Origin of the sequence: Xanthomonas rydalmerensis (assembly GCF_033170385.1) — a bacterium.
In the GTDB taxonomy this organism is placed as follows: domain Bacteria; phylum Pseudomonadota; class Gammaproteobacteria; order Xanthomonadales; family Xanthomonadaceae; genus Xanthomonas_A; species Xanthomonas_A rydalmerensis.
In genome coordinates, this window is sequence record NZ_CP126170.1 from 4,053,243 (window position 1) to 4,068,816 (window position 15,574).

The window sequence follows — 15,574 nt, forward strand, 5'->3', positions numbered from 1 at the left end:
GGAGAAGGTGCCCCGAAGGGGCGGATGAGGGTACGGGCGCCGCTCGGCGCGTGGTCGGATCCTGCGGCCGCCGCATCCGGCCGGAGCGTGCGCTTACACGCCGGAAGCGCGCTTCCAGAAACCGTGCATCAACAACGGCAGCTTGCCGGCCAGGCCCAGCAACGGGCCGCGCAGCAGGGTCAGGTGCAGATCGTCGTTGGAGAACAGGCGATTGATCGCATCGAAACCATAGGCGGCGACAGTGTTGTCGCTGCGGCGACCGCGCGCCCAGCGCGCCAGCCGCTGCGGCGCCGCCCAGTCGACCCGCTGCGCCTGCGCCTGCCGCACCAACGCCGCCAGCGCGGCGACGTCGCGCAGGCCCAGATTGACGCCCTGCCCGGCCAGCGGATGCACCACGTGCGCGGCATCGCCCAGCACCAGCAGGCGGCCGCGCTGGTAGGCCTCCACCAATTGCCGGCGCAGCGGGAAGCCCAGTCGCGGCGACAGCGCGCGCACCGCGCCCAGGCGGGCGCCGAAGGCCTGGGTCAGTTCGGCGCCGAACGCCGCGTCGTCCAGTGCCAGCACCCGCGCCGCCTCGGCCTCGGGCAGGGTCCACACGATCGAACTGCGGCCATCGGCGAACGGCAGGAACGCCAGCGGCCCGCCCGGCAGGAAACGCTGCCAGGCGGTGTCCTGGTGCGGCTGTTCGGTCTGCACGAAGGCGACCACGCCGCGCTGGCCGTAGTCGTGCGCCGGCGCGTCCAGTCCGGCCAGCCCGCGCAGCGTGGAATCGGCGCCGTCGGCGGCGATCGCCAAGCGCGCGTCCAGGCGGCTGCCGTCGTCCAGGCGCAGTCGCGCGCGCTCGGCCGAAGGCTCCAGCGCCTCCACGCGCGCCGGGCAATGCACCTGCACGCCGGCCGCCGGCAACGCCGCCCACAGCTGTTCGACCAATAGAGTGTGTTCGACGATCCAGCCGAGCTGGTCGCGGCCCAGGGTGTCGGCGTCGAAGGCCAGCTCGCCACCGCCGCCGGCATCCCACACGCGCATGCGCCGGTACGCGCTGGCGCGCTGCGCCAACACCTGCGGCCACACGCCCAGGCCCTGCAACAGGGCCGCGTTGTCGGGGGCGAAGGCGTACACGCGCAGGTCCGGCGTGTCCGCCGACCAGCGTGGCGGCTCGCGGCCCTCGACCAGGGCCACCGCCAGGCCTTCCGCAGCCAGGGCCAGCGCGCAGGCCGCGCCGACCACGCCGCCGCCGACCACCACCACATCCAGCACGCCGCGCCGGCTCATGCGCGCGCCTCCCGGCACAGTTGCGGCACGTCGCCGCGGAAGCCCATCGCGCCGCCGACCAGGAACGACTGCAGCGGCGCGGCCTGCGCCGCCGCCAACAGGCCCAGGCTACGCAGCGGGCGCAGCAGCGGTGTGGGATTGGCGGTCAAGCGCGCCAACCCGCCGGAGAACGTCACCGTGCGCTGGCGATCCTGCTCGCGGCGCTGCGCGTACTGCTGCAGCAGCGCCGGCGCGCCCGGATCGGTGCCGTCGCGCTCGATCAGCTCGGCCAGGGTCAACGCATCGCGCAGGCCCAGGTTGAAGCCCTGCGCGCCCAGCGGGTGCAAGGTTTGCGCGGCATTGCCCAGCAGCACCGCGCGCGCGTCGGTCAGCCGCTCGGCCAGCACCTGCACGATCGGGTAGGCGCTGCGCTCGCCGCTGCCCAGCAGGCGGCCGACGCGCCAACCCAGCGCGTCCTGCAGCCGCTGCAGCCAGGCGCCCTCGTCCAGCGCGGCCACCGCCGCGGCGTCCTCGGCGGCGACCGCGTGGATCGCGCCGTAATGGCGGTCGCCGCGCGGCAGCAGCGCGGTCGGGCCGTCGTCGCGGAAGCGCTCGTAGGCGGTGCCGTCGGGCTGGCGGCTGCCGCGTACCCGCGCCACGAACAGGGTCTGCTGGAAATCGTGTCGCGTTGCGCCGATGCCCAAGGCCTCGCGCACCGCGCTGGCGCTGCCGTCCGCACCGACCAGCAGACGCGTGTGCAGGACCTCCTCGCTGCCGTCGCGCACGATGCGCAGGCGGCGCACGCCGTCCTCGGCGTCGGCCTCCAGCGCCACGAACTGCGCCGGGCGGTAGCGGGTCAGCCGCACCGTCGCCGCCAGGCTGGCCTCCAGCGCCTCGCCGAAGTCGCGCGCCACCACCACCTGGCCGAAGGCCTCGCGCCCGTAGTCGGCGGCTTCCAGCCGCACGCGGCCGAAATCGCCGGCGCGGCTGACGTGGATGCGGCGGATCGGCCCGGTCGGCGCGCGCAACCGCTGCATCACGCCGAGCGCGCTCAGCGCGTTGACCGTGGCGGCGGCGAAGCTGAGGTTGCGCTGGTCGAACACCGGCGGCAACGCGCCCGGCGGGGCGGCCTCGATCAGGCCCACGTCGATCCCCAGCCGGTCCAGGGCGATGGCCAGGCTGGCGCCGACCAGGCCGCCGCCGACGATCACTACGTCATGTCGTTTGCTCATCCGGCCATGATACGACCCGCACCCGTCTGCCCGGTGAGCGCCAACGCCCGGCTTGCGCCGCACAGGCCGCCCCGGCGCGCGGCACTCGCGCGCGCCACGCTTCCAGTAGAATCCCGGGTCTTACGTGCACCGGTGCCCGCCGCCATGACGCCTTCCGCCCACCGCCTCCCCGCCCTGCTGCTGTTGACCGCACTGCTGGCCGCGACCCGTATCAACCACTTCGGGGCGATCCCGGACGCGTCGTGGGCGGTGTTCTTCGTCGGCGGCTTCTACCTGCGCAGCTGGACCCGCTGGGCCTTCCCGCTGCTGATGGCGCTGGCGGTGCTGGTCGACTACCTGGTCATCCGCGGCCAGGGCCTGGATTTCTGGCAGCACTACTGCGTGTCGCCGGCCTACTGGTGCCTGATCCCGGCCTACTTCGTGCTGTGGGCCGGCGGCGCGTGGCTGGCGCGGCGCTATCGCGGCGCCGACTGGCGCGCGCTGGGCTTGGCCGCCGCCAGCCTGCTGGTCGCGGTGGCGCTGTGCCACCTGCTGGCGCAGGGCAGCTTCTACTGGGTCAGCCGCAGCGTGCCGAACCCGACCCTGGCCGGCTGGTGGCAGAACTACAGCGACTGGCTGTTGCCGTACCTGGGCAGCGCCAGCCTGTACGTGGCGCTGGCCGCGGCGATCCAGGTCGGCGTCGAGCAGCTGGCGCGACTGGGCCAGCGCGGCCAGCCGGTCGGTCACTGACCGGGATGGGCAACCGCCTCTCCAAGATCTATACCCGCACCGGCGACGACGGCAGCACCGGCCTGGGCGACGGCAACCGGGTCGGCAAGGACTCGGCGCGGGTCGCCGCCTACGGCACCGTGGACGAGGCCAACTCGGCGATCGGCGTGGTCCTGGCCTGCGCGCTGGCCGAGGACGTGCGGCAGCTGCTGACCGCGATCCAGCACCAGCTGTTCGACCTCGGCGGCGAGCTGTGCATCCCCGGCCACGCCGCGATCCATGCCGCCGACATCGACGCGCTGGAACGGCACCTGGACCGCTATAACGACGCCCTGCCGCCGCTGCAGGACTTCATCCTGCCCGCCGGCGGCGAGGCCGCGGCGCGCTGCCACCTGGCCCGCACCATCGTGCGCCGCGCCGAGCGCGAGACGGTGGCGCTGTCGCGCCAGGACGCGGTGCGCCCGGAAGCGGTGCGCTACCTCAACCGGCTCTCCGACCTGCTGTTCGTGCTGGCGCGGGTGCTGGCGCGGGCCGACGGCCACGGCGAAGTGCTGTGGCGCCACGACCGGCGCCAGGCCTGAGCGACGCCCGGGCCGCGGCCGCGCATGCTGATCTACACCCATCCTGCCTGCCTGGGTCACGCGCCGGGACCCGAGCACCCGGAACGGCCGGAGCGCCTGGACGCGGTGACGACCGCACTGCGCGAGGCGTTTCCCGCGCTGGAATGGCGCGAAGCGCCGCTGGCCAAGCTCGGCGACCTGGCCCGGGTGCATGAGCGCGACCTGATCGATCGCGTCCTGGCCGACCTCGACGGCCCGCAGATGCTCGACGTGGACACGGTGATCTCGCCCGGTTCGCGCGCCGCCGCACTGCGCGCCGCCGGTGCCGGCGTCGCCGCGGTGGACGCGGTGATGCACGGCGCCAGCGACACCGCGTTCTGCGCGGTGCGCCCGCCCGGCCACCACGCCACCGCCGACACCGCGATGGGCTTCTGCCTGTTCAACAACGTGGCCGTGGCCGCCGCCCACGCCCGCGACGCGCACGGCCTGGAGCGGATCGCCATCGTCGATTTCGACGTGCATCACGGCAACGGCACCCAGGCGATCTTCGAGCGCGAGCCGAAGGTGCAGTACCTCAGCACCCACCAGTCCGGGCTGTTCCCGCACACCGGCGGGGTCCACGACCGCGGCGTCGGCAACCTGCACAACGCACTGCTGCCGCCGGGCAGCGGCGGCTTCCGCTTCCGCAACACCTGGGCCGACCAGATGCTGCCGCTGCTGGACGCGTTCAAGCCGCAGCTGCTGCTGATCTCGGCCGGCTTCGACGCGCACATGCATGACCCGCTGGCCGATCTGATGCTGGAGACCGAAGACTTCGCCTGGCTCACAGCAGAATTGCGCGCAGTGGCACAGCGGCATGCCCGTGGCCGGATAGTGTCGCTCCTGGAAGGCGGCTACAATTTGGGCGCGCTTGCAGAATGCAGCGTGGCTCATGTCAGATCATTAATCTCTTAAACGTTGAAGGAAAAACGATGAGAACCATGAAATTTATTTTCGGAGCATTTGCAATTGCATCCGCTTTTGCAGCCAATGCTCAGTCAGCGAGCGTGCCGCTTATACGACCGATTTTCCCCGGCCAGCTTAATCAAGGGAAAGTAATGGTCCCAGAAGAGACAATCAATTCCCCATCCGGAACTTACTCGCTAAGATTCAATTCAGACGGCTCGCTAGGACTTTACCAGAATAGTAACAATTCAAGAGTCTGGATTGCCAAGGGAGACAGTGGCACATCATTCGGCGACACGGTTTCTTTTCTGCAAGACACCCCTCAATACGGCAAAAAATGGACTCAATGCTTCGGCATGGGTAAAAACGGCAGCTATGTCAACAAACTCTTCAAGAGCTGCCAAACTTCATCAGTCCGCGGACTAGCCGGTGGAGAGGCTTACCTCGCTGTACAGGATGATGGAAATTTAGTTGTTTATGCAATGAGTCAAGCATGGAAAGCTGACGGAAAATACATTAACGGCTATGAAGGCATAGCATTTCCTATGGGCACAACCTTTTCCAAAGGCAGCAGCTTCTCTACCTCCAATGGAGCAGCCAGACTCGATTTCAGCACAACTGGAAATTTAGAAGTCTATACCAATGGCGCACTGACTTGGCAATCCGGAACTGGTGGCTCCGGAGAATCTGCCGTCATGCAGGGTGACGGAAACTTCGTCATTTATAATGCTGCAGGAAATGCAATTTGGAATACGAACACAAGCGGACGAAAAGACGCTTATCTGGCCTTAGCATCAAATGGAGCTCTAAATGTCATTGCCAGAGTCGAAGGTAGCCAAGGAGTTCTTTGGCACCGATAGCTGTGACAAGCCGGCAAGGCAACCTCTAAGCCCTACATAGCATCTTGGCATTCGATGCTAAAAATGACTCCCAGTCCGCCACTCCTTCGACTCTGTTCAGGCATGGCGGGCTGGGCGCCATTCTTCACGAACAACTTATTGCTCCTATGGGCATGATGCTGCAAGCTAGTTGCTGCTTCTAACAAGATACTGCGCGTGCATCGAGTTCTTCGCCTACTGCCGTTGCCATTCAGCATCGCCCTGTGCCTGCCGGCCGTGGCGGCTGAAAAGCCGCCGAACTGGGGCCTGTGCCCAACCCCGGACGTCCTGCCCAAGTTCGACGACGCGCAGCAGCCGGACCCCAAGCTCGCGCAGAACCGCGACCAGCAGCCGACCAATATCGAAGGCGACCAGCTGTCGGGCACCACCACCATCCCGAACTACACCGGTAACGTCGCGCTCAAGCGCGGCGACCAGTTCATGGGCACCGACAGCCTGCGGGTGGACACCGAGACCGGCAACTACATCGCCGAGGGCCACGTGCGCTACCAGGATTCGTCGATCCGCATGATCGCCGACCGCGCCGAGGGCAATCAGGACACCGATACCCACAAGATCACCAACATCCGTTACCAGCTGCTGGCCCGCCGCGGCAACGGCAAGGCCGACTCGGTCGACCTGCAGGGCGCGCTGGGACAGATGCACCGCTCCACCTACACCACCTGCGACCCCTCGCAGCGGGTGTGGGAGCTTCACGCGCCTGAGATCGACGTCGACAACGACGAAGGCTTCGGCACCGCGCGCAACGCGATCCTGAAGATCTACAACTTCCCGATCCTGTACGCGCCCTGGTTCAAGTTCCCGATCGACGATCGCCGCACCAGCGGCTTCCTGTTCCCGGCGATCGGCATGTCCAGCCGCAACGGCTTCGACTACCTGCAACCGTACTACCTGAATCTGGCGCCGAATTACGACGCCACCCTGTATCCGCGCTTCATGGCCCGGCGTGGCCTGATGCTGGGCAGCGAATTCCGCTATCTCTACGACGGCGGCAAGGGCGAACTGCAGGCTGCCTACCTGCCCGACGACAAGCTGCGCGACAAGGATCGCGGCCGTTTCGGCTACCAGGGCTACCACAACATCAATTCGCAGTGGCAGGCGCGCGCCTCGCTGGCCTGGGTCAGTGACGAGCGCTACACGGAGGACTTCTCCAACCGCCTGCTCGGCAATGCGGTATCCAACATCCAGAGCCAGATCGGCATCTACGGCACCGGCGACACCTGGACCGCAGGCCTGATGGCCGACCGCTGGCAACTGACCGACTACACCCTGACCGAGGACGCGCTGCCGTACAACCGCCAGCCGCGCGCCTTCTTCAATTGGGACCAATCGTTCGGCAACTATTTCGAAGCCGGCCTGTACAGCGAGGCAGTGCGCTTCGTGCACGACGACATCCATGAGAAGACCACGGACGGTACTTATGAACGTACCGGCAATGTCATCGAGAAGCCCGGCGGCTCCCGCCTGGACCTCAAGCCCTACATTTCGATGCCACTGGCCGGCGCCGCCTGGTTCCTCAAGCCGACCCTGGCCTGGCGCTACACCGCCTATCAGTTGGACAAGGACCTGGCGGCCACGCTCGGCGGCGACACCACGCCCTCGCGCAGCCTGCCGATCGCCACGGTCGATGCGGGCCTGTACTTCGACCGCGATACCAAGTGGGGCAACACCAATTATCTGCAGACCTTGGAACCGCGGCTGTTCTACCTGTACACGCCGTACCGCGACCAGAACGACCTGCCGATCTTCGACACCCGCGAGTTCACCTTCAGCTGGGGCCAGTTGTTCCGCGATTCGCGCTACACCGGCGCCGACCGCCAGAACGACGCCAACCAGCTGACCATGGCGCTGAGCTCGCGCCTGCTGCGCCAGGACGACGGCAAGGAGAAGCTCTCCGTCAGCCTCGGCCAGATCCTGTATTTCAGCGATTCGCGGGTCAGCCTGCCCAACAGCAACACCAGCATCGAGCAGGGCAAGTCGGCCTGGATCGCTGACGCCAACTACATGCTCAACGACCGCTGGACCATGGGCGCAACCTACCAGTGGGATCCCAAGTACCGCCGCAAGGACCTGGCCAGCTTCCGCACCCGCTACCTGCTGCCGGGCGACGGCATCGTCAACTTCAGCTACCGCTTCCGCCGCGACCTGCTGGAACAGGCCGATGTGTCGTTCCTGTACCCGATCAATCCGACCTGGAGCGTGGTGGGCCGGCATTACTACTCGCTGATGGACAAGAAGCCGCTGGAAAGCATCCTCGGCGTGCAGTGGGACAGCTGCTGTCTGGCGGTGCGAGCGCTGGCGCGGCGCTATGTGCGCAACCGCACCGGCGCGTTGGATACCGCGTTCCAGATCGAGTTCGTGCTCAAGGGCCTGTCGTCCCTGGGCCAGGACACGGACCGCGTTCTGCGCCGTGCTATCCTCGGCTACAACCGCGACGACCTGTACTTGGTCCCGCCCAGCAACACCACGACCGATCCGGACGCTTACGATCCGAACCAGATTCCATGACCAAGACCCTTTCTGCTTTCCTCGCCGCTCTGCTGGCGATCGCCGGCGTGTCCGCTCCGGCCGCCGCGCAACAAACCCAACCGCTGGACCGCATCGCCGCGGTGGTCGACGAGGATGTCGTCCTGCAGAGCGAGCTGGATCGTGCCGTGCGCAACGTCAAGGCGCAGTATGTCGGCCGCGAGGCGCAGCTGCCGCCGGATAACGTGCTGCAGCGGCAGGTGCTCGAGCGCCTGGTGCTGGTCAAGCTGCAGGTCGCGCGTGCCAACAGCACCGGCATCCGTGTCGGCGACGACGAGCTGAACCGTGCCATCGCCAGCATCGCCCAGCAGAACGGCACCGACGTGGACGGCCTGCGCAAGAAGCTGGCTGCCGACGGTATGTCGTACACCGACTTCCGCAACTCGGTGCGCGACGAAATCACCGTGCAGCGTCTGCGCCAGAGCTTCGCGCAGAGCCGCATCAACGTGAGCGAGAGCGAAGTGGACGCGGCGCTGGCGCAGCAGGCCACCACCGGCACCCAGTACCACCTGGCGCACATCCTGGTCGGCCTGCCGGAAGGCGCCACCGCCGAGCAGATCAAGACCGCCCAGGGCAAGATCGACGGGGTCAAGACCCTGATCGACAAGGGCGAGATCGACTTCAACGCCGCGGCGGTGCGCTACTCCGACAGCCCCAACGCGCTGGAAGGCGGCGACCTGGGCTGGCGCAGCCTGGACGAGATTCCCAACGCGTTCGCGCAGATGATCCGCGACATGAAGCCGGGCCAGGTCGCCGGCCCGCTGCGCGGCCCCAGCGGCTTCCAGCTGCTGAAGCTGGTCGAAGTGCGCGACGCCTCGGCCAACCCGGAAAAGAAGACGGTCACCGAGTACCACGCCCGCCACATCCTGATCCGGGTCAACGATGCGCAGCCCGACGCGGCCGCCAAGGCCAAGGTCGAGACCCTGCGTGCCCGCATCGCCGGCGGCGCCGACTTCCAGGCCGTGGCCAAGGAAGCGTCGGAAGACACCAACAGTCGCAGCCAGGGCGGCGATCTGGGCTGGTTCCCGGTCGACGCGTTCGGCCCGGACTTCGGCCACCAGGTCGCGAGCCTGCAGGACGGCCAGGTGTCGCAGCCGTTCCGCACCGAGGCCGGCTGGCACATCGTGCAGCGCGTCGGCGAGCGTCAGACCGACGTGACCAGCGACACCCAGCGTGCCCAGGTCCGCGAGACCATCGGCCGCCGCAAGCTGGAAGAGGAATACAACCGCTTCCTGCAGGAAATGCGCGGCGAAGCCTACGTCGACCTGCGCGTGGGCAACACCGACGCGGCCACCGCGCCGGCGACCACGCCCGCGCCGGCGCCCGCCGCCAAGCCCTGACCCATGCGCCCCTCGCTCGCGCTGGTGCCGGGCGAGCCGGGCGGGATCGGCCCGGAGCTGTGCGTGCGGCTGGCGCAACAGCCGCGCCACGATTGCCAGCTCCTGGCCTTCGCCGATCCCGAGACCTTGCGCGCCGCCGCCGCGGCGCTGTCGCTGCCGCTGCAGCTGCTGCCCGAATCCAGCCCCGCCCTCGCCCCTGGCGACCTGCGCCTGCGCACGGTCGCCAATGCCGTGCCCAGCCGCTTCGGCGCAACCGAGCCGGCCAATGCCAGCGCAGTGATCGCTGCACTGACCCAGGCCGCCGACGCCTGCCTGAGCGGCGAACTGGCCGGCATGGTGACCGGTCCGGTGCACAAGGCCGCGATCAACGCCGGCGGCATCGCCTACACCGGCACCACCGAACTGCTGGCCCAACACGCCGGCCGCGAGGTGGTGATGATGCTGGCCAACGCCATCGTGCGGGTGGCCCTGGTCACCACCCACCTGCCGCTGCGCGCGGTCGCCGATGCGCTCACCCCGACCCTGCTGGAACGCAGCCTGCGCATCACCGAGGCCGCGCTGCGTCATGAGTTCGGCATCGCCGCGCCGACCATCGCCGTGCTGGGGCTGAACCCGCATGCCGGCGAGGACGGCCATCTGGGCGTTGAAGAGATCCAGGTGATGCAGCCGGTGCTGGACGCCCTGCGCGCGGAAGGCATGCGCCTGCTCGGCCCGTTGCCGGCCGATACCGCTTTTCTGCCGCAGAAGCTGGCGACCGTGGACGCGGTGCTGGCGATGTACCACGACCAGGGCCTGCCGGTTCTCAAGTACAGCGGCTTCGAGCAGGCGGTGAACCTGACCCTCGGCCTGCCCTATCCGCGCGTGGCGGTCGACCACGGCACCGCGCTGGAGCTCGCCGGCCGCGGCGTGGCCGATCCATCCAGCCTGTTCGCCGCCACCGCGCTGTGCGCGCAACTGGCTGCGCGCCGCACGCAGGCTTAGCTGCCGGTCCGAGCCGCGCTCGGCGCGCTGTCGCAACCAGGCTCACGGTCATGCCGGTCGCAGCTGAAACCACTCCTATGCCGCTGCAGCGCGCGCCGCCCCACGCATGCCGATAAAATGCCCGCCATGACTTCCTCCTCCGGCTTCGGCGCCCCGGCCAAGAAATCCCTCGGCCAACACTTCCTCAGCGACCGCCACTACATCGACAGCATCGTGCGCGCGGTCGACCCCAAGCCGGGCGACCGGCTGGTCGAGATCGGCCCGGGCCAGGGCGCGATCACGTTCCCGCTGCTGCGCCGGCACGGCCAGCTGACCGTGATCGAGTTCGACCGCGACCTGATCGCGCCGCTGACCGCGGCGGCGGCCGGCGTCGGCGAACTGACCATCCTCAACCGCGACGTGTTGTCGGTGGATTTCACCGCCCTGGCCGAGGGCGCGCGCATCCGCCTGGTCGGCAACCTGCCCTACAACATTTCCTCGCCGATCCTGTTCCATGCGCTGGACCACGCCGCGGCGGTCGCCGACATGCACTTCATGCTGCAGAAGGAAGTGGTCGACCGCATGGCCGCCGACCCCGGCAGCAAGGTCTACGGCCGGCTCAGCGTGATGTTGCAGGCGTACTGCGAGGTGACCTCGCTGTTCGTGGTGCCACCGGGCGCGTTCCGGCCGCCGCCGAAGGTGGATTCGGCGGTGGTGCGGCTGGTGCCGCGACCGCCGCAGACGGTGGGCATCGCCGATCCGAAACGCTTCGCCGACGTGGTCCGCGCCGCGTTCGGCCAGCGCCGCAAGACCCTGCGCAACGCCTTGAACGGCGTCTGCGATGCCGCGCAGTTCGAGGCCGCGGGCGTGCGCCCGGACGCGCGCGCCGAGCAGCTCGAGGTCGCCGACTTCGTGCGTCTGGCCAACCTGCCCCTGGCCTGACGCTCCTGCACCGCCCCGCGCGTGCTCGCGGGGCGCACCCACGAGCGTGATGCGATGGCACACATGCCGGCAGCGGCCCGGCCAACGCAGGCCTGGACGTGGCGACGACACAAGTCCGCCTGTTCCCCTTTGATGGCAAGACGCACGACGCAGACCCTGTACGTCACGATCCGCGTTCCCGCGGGCCGCCCGCCCGTGGCACGACGCCGGCCATCGCGGCACGCCCGGGCCGCGAACAAGGCCGCCACGGCGCGCCACCCGCTTCGCAGCGCGAACCGCTCACGCATCTGCCTCAAACGGCAAAACACGCTCTAAACTGTAGGGATGAACGACGACGCCCCCTATCGGATCGAGGTCGAAGTGTCGCCCCGATTCCTCGACGACCAATCGGCGCCGGAGGACGGACGCTATACGTTCGCCTACACGATCCGCATCCACAACCGCGGCCGCGTCGCCGCGCGGCTGATCGCCCGGCACTGGGAGATCACCGACGGCAACGGCCGCATCGAACGCGTGGACGGCGACGGCGTGGTCGGCGAACAGCCGCGGCTGCGCCCGGGCGAAGATTTCCGCTACACCTCCGGGCTGGTGCTGGAAACCGAGCACGGCACGATGCGCGGCCACTACGACATGGAGGCCGACGACGGCACCCATTTCATCGCCGCGATCGCGCCGTTCGTGCTGTCCGTGCCGCGGACCCTGCACTGATGGCGGTCTGGGCCATCGGCGACCTGCAGGGTTGCTACGACATCACCCAGCAGTTGCTGGAGAAGATCCGTTTCGATCCGGCGGTGGACCGGCTGTGGTTCTGCGGCGACCTGGTCAACCGCGGCGGGCAGTCGCTGGAGACCCTGCGTTTGGTGCACTCGCTGCGCGAACACAGCGTGGTGGTGCTGGGCAACCACGACCTGTCGCTGCTGGCGATCGGCGAGCGCAGCCCGGACGAACAGCGCAAGGTCAATCCGGACCTGCAGCGCATCGTGCTGGCCGAGGACCGCGACGAACTGCTGACCTGGCTGCGCATGCAGAAGCTGCTGCACGCCGACCGCCAACTCGGCTGGATGATGATCCACGCCGGCCTGGCGCCGAAGTGGACCACCGCGCTGGCCGAGAAGCATGCGCGCGAGGTCGAGCAGCAACTGCACGGCAACGGCTACCGCAAGCTGTTCCGCAACATGTACGGCGATCGCCCGGCCTGGTCGCCGGGCCTGACCGGCTACGACCGCTCGCGCGCGATCATCAACCTGTTCACCCGCGCCCGTTACTGCACCCCGCGCGGACGCATCGCGATCGAGGAAAAGGGCACCCCCGGCACCCAGGCGCAGGGCCTGTACCCGTGGTTCGAAGTGCCGGGACGGGTCGAGCGCGACCTGAAGATCGTCTGCGGGCACTGGTCGACGCTGGGCCTGACCATCACCCAGGGCGTGCACGCGATCGACACCGGCGCGGTCTGGGGCGGCAAGCTCACCGCGTTGCGCCTGGACAGCGAGGACCTGCAGGTGGTGCAGGTCCCCGGCCGGCCGGTGCAGGGGCCGCCGCCGGCGGCGCGCAGCAGCACGCCGCGACGGCGCAGCGCGCCGCACCGTGGACAACAGGCGCCCGCTGCCTCTGCGCCCGAGCAGGAGTGAGGTCTCAGGCGATACGTGTAATGTCTTAGGAGCGGCTTTAGCCGCGATGGGCTTTCTCGGTAACGCCCGTCGCGGCTGAAGCCGCTCCTACGACAGCACCGGCATCCGCCAGCGGATCCCTACGCCGCGCCAGGCCGACGCCGGTAATCCACGAAATCGAAGGCCAGCGCGTGCCGCGCATCGGCCGGATGCGCTTGCCGCGCCACCACCTCCCACTGCTCCGGATCGAACGTTGGGAAATGCGCATCAGCGCCATCGACGACAGTGTCGACATGGGTCAGGTACAGCACCTCGGCCAACGGCAGGGCCAGGGCGAAGATGTCGCCGCCACCGATCACCGCCAGCTCCGTGGCGCCGGCCTCGCGCGCGGCGTCGATCGCCGCCTGCAGCGACGCCACCGCCTGCATGTCCGCGAACGGCACCTGCCCCGAACGCGTCATCACCAGGTTCAGGCGCCCCGGCAGCGCTCGCCCCAGCGACTGCGCGGTCTTACGCCCCATCAGCACCGGCTTGCCCAGGGTCAGCGCCTTGAACCGCTTCAGATCGTCCGGCAAGCGCCACGGCAGATCGTTGTCGCGACCGATCGCATTGGCGCGATCCAGCGCCGCGATCAGGCTGAGCCGCAGGCCACCCGTTGCCGCCCGGGAATCCGCCGTTGCCTCTGCTTCACGCGAATCCCCAATCCCCACTCCCGACTCCCCGCCGCTCACACCGCCACCGGCGCCTTGATCGCCGGATGCGGGTCGTAGCCCTCGATGGCGATGTCGTCGTAGATGAAGGCGAACAGATCGGTGACCGCCGGGTTCAGCCGCAACCGCGGCAGCGGCCGCGGCGTGCGCGCCAGTTGCTCGCGCGCCTGCGCGAAGTGATTGGAGTACAGGTGCGCATCGCCGAGCGTGTGCACGAAATCGCCCACGCCCAGGCCGGTGGCCTGCGCCACCATGTGGGTCAGCAGCGCGTAGCTGGCGATGTTGAACGGCACGCCGAGGAAGATGTCGCCGCTGCGCTGATACAGCTGGCAGCTGAGCTTGCCGTCGACCACGTAGAACTGGAACAGGCTGTGGCACGGCATCAGCGCCATCTGCGGCAACTCGGCCACGTTCCAGGCGCTGATCACCAGCCGCCGCGAATCCGGGTTGCGCTTGATCTCGTCCACCAGCCACTGCATCTGGTCGATCTCGCGGCCATCGGCGCCGGTCCAGCGCCGCCACTGCTTGCCGTACACCGGGCCGAGTTCGCCCTGCGCATCGGCCCACTCGTCCCAGATGCTGACCTTGTTGTCCTTGAGGTAGGCGATGTTGGTCTCGCCCTTCAGGAACCACAGCAGCTCGTGCACGATCGAGCGCAGGTGCAGCTTCTTGGTGGTGACCAGGGGAAAGCCGTCGTTGAGGTCGAAGCGCATCTGCCAGCCGAACACGCTGCGCGTGCCGGTGCCGGTGCGGTCGGCTTTCTCCGCGCCGCGCTCCAGCACGTGCTGCAGCAATTCCAGGTACGGCTTCACTTGGTCACCTCCGGCGGCGGCACCGGCTGCAGTACCGGCGCGCTGCGCGAGCGCCACAGCAGGAACAGGCCGAGCAGGACCAGCGGAATGCTCAACTGCTGGCCGCGGGTCAGCCAATGGAACGCCAGGTAGCCGAGCTGCGCATCCGGTACCCGCACGAACTCCACCGCGAAGCGGAACACGCCATACAGCAGCGCGAACAGGCCGGACACCGCATAGCGCGCGCGCGGCTTCATCGAGAACGTCCACAACACCACGAACATCACCAGCCCTTCCAGCGCTGCTTCGTAGAGTTGCGACGGGTGGCGGGCATAGCGGTCGAGCAGGCCTGCGGCGTATTGCTGCTGCAGTTGCGCGGTGCTCTTCAGGCTCTCCAGCGCCGGCGCGTTGGCCACCCCGTCCTGTATCGGCGCGTGCGGGAAGATCACGCCCCAGCCGGCGTGGGTCAACTTGCCCCACAACTCGCCGCCGACGAAATTGCCGATCCGGCCGAAGCCCAGGCCCAGCGGCACCAGCGGCGCGACGAAATCGACGGTGTCGAAGAAATGCAGGCGCGCCTTGCGCGTCCACCACAGGCAGGCGGCCAGCACGCCCAACAGGCCACCGTGGAAGCTCATGCCGCCGTCCCACACCTTGAAGATCAGCAGCGGGTCGGCCAGGAAATCGGACAGCGCGTAGAACAGCATGTAGCCGATGCGCCCACCCAGCACCACGCCGAGCATCGCGTAGAAAAGAAGGTCGGAGAAACCATCCTCGTTCACCCCGGGCAGGCGACCGGCGCGGATGCGACGACGGCCCAACCACCAGGCCGAGAGGAAGCCGGCCAGATACATCAGCCCGTACCAATGCACCTTCACCGGCCCGAACGAGAAGGCGATGGGATCGATCTGGTGGAGATAGGTCATGCGCAAGCGTCGGCCGGGGGGCAAAGAGTGCCTATTCTGCCACCGACTCCGCTGCTTGCCGCGATTTGTGGACGGCACAGCGGGGTAGCGCTTCATCTGCTGGCAGGCGCACGCGTCTGCCACTGACTCCGCCAATTGCTGCGATTGCGGACGGCACAGCGGGGTGACGCTTCATCT

The 15,574-nt window shown here is 68.4% G+C and carries 15 protein-coding genes; 10 read left to right on the plus strand and 5 right to left on the minus strand.

What is annotated here, in order from left to right; all coding sequences use genetic code 11:
- Positions 1 to 93: 93 nt before the first annotated feature.
- Positions 94 to 1,272, minus strand: coding sequence for a UbiH/UbiF family hydroxylase (locus QN245_RS17225; protein WP_184448321.1), 1,179 nt, complete (start codon positions 1,270 to 1,272; stop codon positions 94 to 96).
- Complete coding sequence (ubiH, locus tag QN245_RS17230) at positions 1,269 to 2,483, minus strand: 2-octaprenyl-6-methoxyphenyl hydroxylase (protein ID WP_317843745.1); 1,215 nt, start codon at positions 2,481 to 2,483, stop codon at positions 1,269 to 1,271. Before ubiH ends, QN245_RS17225 begins: the two co-directional genes overlap by 4 nt.
- 144 nt (positions 2,484 to 2,627) lie before the next feature.
- Between ubiH and QN245_RS17235 the strand changes: the two genes are divergently transcribed.
- From QN245_RS17235 to QN245_RS17280, 10 genes are all read left to right on the plus strand, one after another.
- Positions 2,628 to 3,212, plus strand: a complete 585-nt coding sequence (locus QN245_RS17235) for a hypothetical protein (RefSeq protein ID WP_317843746.1) — start codon at positions 2,628 to 2,630, stop codon at positions 3,210 to 3,212.
- A 5-nt stretch (positions 3,213 to 3,217) separates the two neighbouring features.
- Positions 3,218 to 3,772 (plus strand): cob(I)yrinic acid a,c-diamide adenosyltransferase, encoded by a 555-nt coding sequence (locus QN245_RS17240; protein ID WP_160970583.1) that lies wholly within the window; start codon positions 3,218 to 3,220, stop codon positions 3,770 to 3,772.
- Positions 3,773 to 3,796: 24 nt separating this feature from the next.
- Positions 3,797 to 4,705, plus strand: coding sequence for a histone deacetylase family protein (locus QN245_RS17245; protein WP_184448323.1), 909 nt, complete (start codon positions 3,797 to 3,799; stop codon positions 4,703 to 4,705).
- A 26-nt stretch (positions 4,706 to 4,731) separates the two neighbouring features.
- The gene (locus QN245_RS17250; protein ID WP_255421666.1) at positions 4,732 to 5,556 is read left to right on the plus strand and encodes a hypothetical protein; all 825 of its coding nucleotides are present in this window, start codon (positions 4,732 to 4,734) and stop codon (positions 5,554 to 5,556) included.
- A gap of 195 nt (positions 5,557 to 5,751) precedes the next feature.
- Positions 5,752 to 8,103, plus strand: coding sequence for an LPS-assembly protein LptD (gene lptD, locus QN245_RS17255; RefSeq protein ID WP_184448324.1), 2,352 nt, complete (start codon positions 5,752 to 5,754; stop codon positions 8,101 to 8,103).
- Positions 8,100 to 9,461 carry a peptidylprolyl isomerase gene (locus QN245_RS17260; RefSeq protein ID WP_317843747.1) on the plus strand — a complete coding sequence of 454 codons (1,362 nt, stop codon included), beginning with the start codon at positions 8,100 to 8,102 and terminating at the stop codon, positions 9,459 to 9,461. Before lptD ends, QN245_RS17260 begins: the two co-directional genes overlap by 4 nt.
- A gap of 3 nt (positions 9,462 to 9,464) precedes the next feature.
- Positions 9,465 to 10,442, plus strand: a complete 978-nt coding sequence (gene pdxA, locus QN245_RS17265) for a 4-hydroxythreonine-4-phosphate dehydrogenase PdxA (RefSeq protein ID WP_160970575.1) — start codon at positions 9,465 to 9,467, stop codon at positions 10,440 to 10,442.
- 126 nt (positions 10,443 to 10,568) lie between these two features.
- Complete coding sequence (gene rsmA, locus QN245_RS17270) at positions 10,569 to 11,363, plus strand: 16S rRNA (adenine(1518)-N(6)/adenine(1519)-N(6))-dimethyltransferase RsmA (RefSeq protein WP_184448327.1); 795 nt, start codon at positions 10,569 to 10,571, stop codon at positions 11,361 to 11,363.
- A 324-nt stretch (positions 11,364 to 11,687) separates the two neighbouring features.
- Positions 11,688 to 12,071 carry a Co2+/Mg2+ efflux protein ApaG gene (apaG, locus tag QN245_RS17275; RefSeq protein WP_010340000.1) on the plus strand — a complete coding sequence of 128 codons (384 nt, stop codon included), beginning with the start codon at positions 11,688 to 11,690 and terminating at the stop codon, positions 12,069 to 12,071.
- Positions 12,071 to 12,991: a symmetrical bis(5'-nucleosyl)-tetraphosphatase gene (locus tag QN245_RS17280; RefSeq protein ID WP_425612881.1), complete on the plus strand. Its 921-nt coding sequence runs from the start codon at positions 12,071 to 12,073 to the stop codon at positions 12,989 to 12,991. The genes apaG and QN245_RS17280 overlap by 1 nt, the downstream gene beginning before the upstream one ends.
- A gap of 119 nt (positions 12,992 to 13,110) precedes the next feature.
- Here the strand turns inward: QN245_RS17280 and QN245_RS17285 are convergent, their stop codons facing one another.
- The 3 genes from QN245_RS17285 to lgt all read right to left on the minus strand — a co-directional run bounded on the left by QN245_RS17285 (position 13,111) and on the right by lgt (position 15,397).
- On the minus strand, positions 13,111 to 13,617 hold the full coding sequence (locus QN245_RS17285) for a dihydrofolate reductase (RefSeq protein ID WP_317845389.1): 507 nt from the start codon (positions 13,615 to 13,617) through the stop codon (positions 13,111 to 13,113).
- An 80-nt stretch (positions 13,618 to 13,697) separates the two neighbouring features.
- The gene (locus tag QN245_RS17290; protein ID WP_317843748.1) at positions 13,698 to 14,492 is read right to left on the minus strand and encodes a thymidylate synthase; all 795 of its coding nucleotides are present in this window, start codon (positions 14,490 to 14,492) and stop codon (positions 13,698 to 13,700) included.
- A complete protein-coding gene (gene lgt, locus QN245_RS17295; RefSeq protein WP_317843749.1) occupies positions 14,489 to 15,397 on the minus strand; it encodes a prolipoprotein diacylglyceryl transferase in 909 nt (302 codons plus the stop codon). Before lgt ends, QN245_RS17290 begins: the two co-directional genes overlap by 4 nt.
- Positions 15,398 to 15,574: the final 177 nt, after the last annotated feature.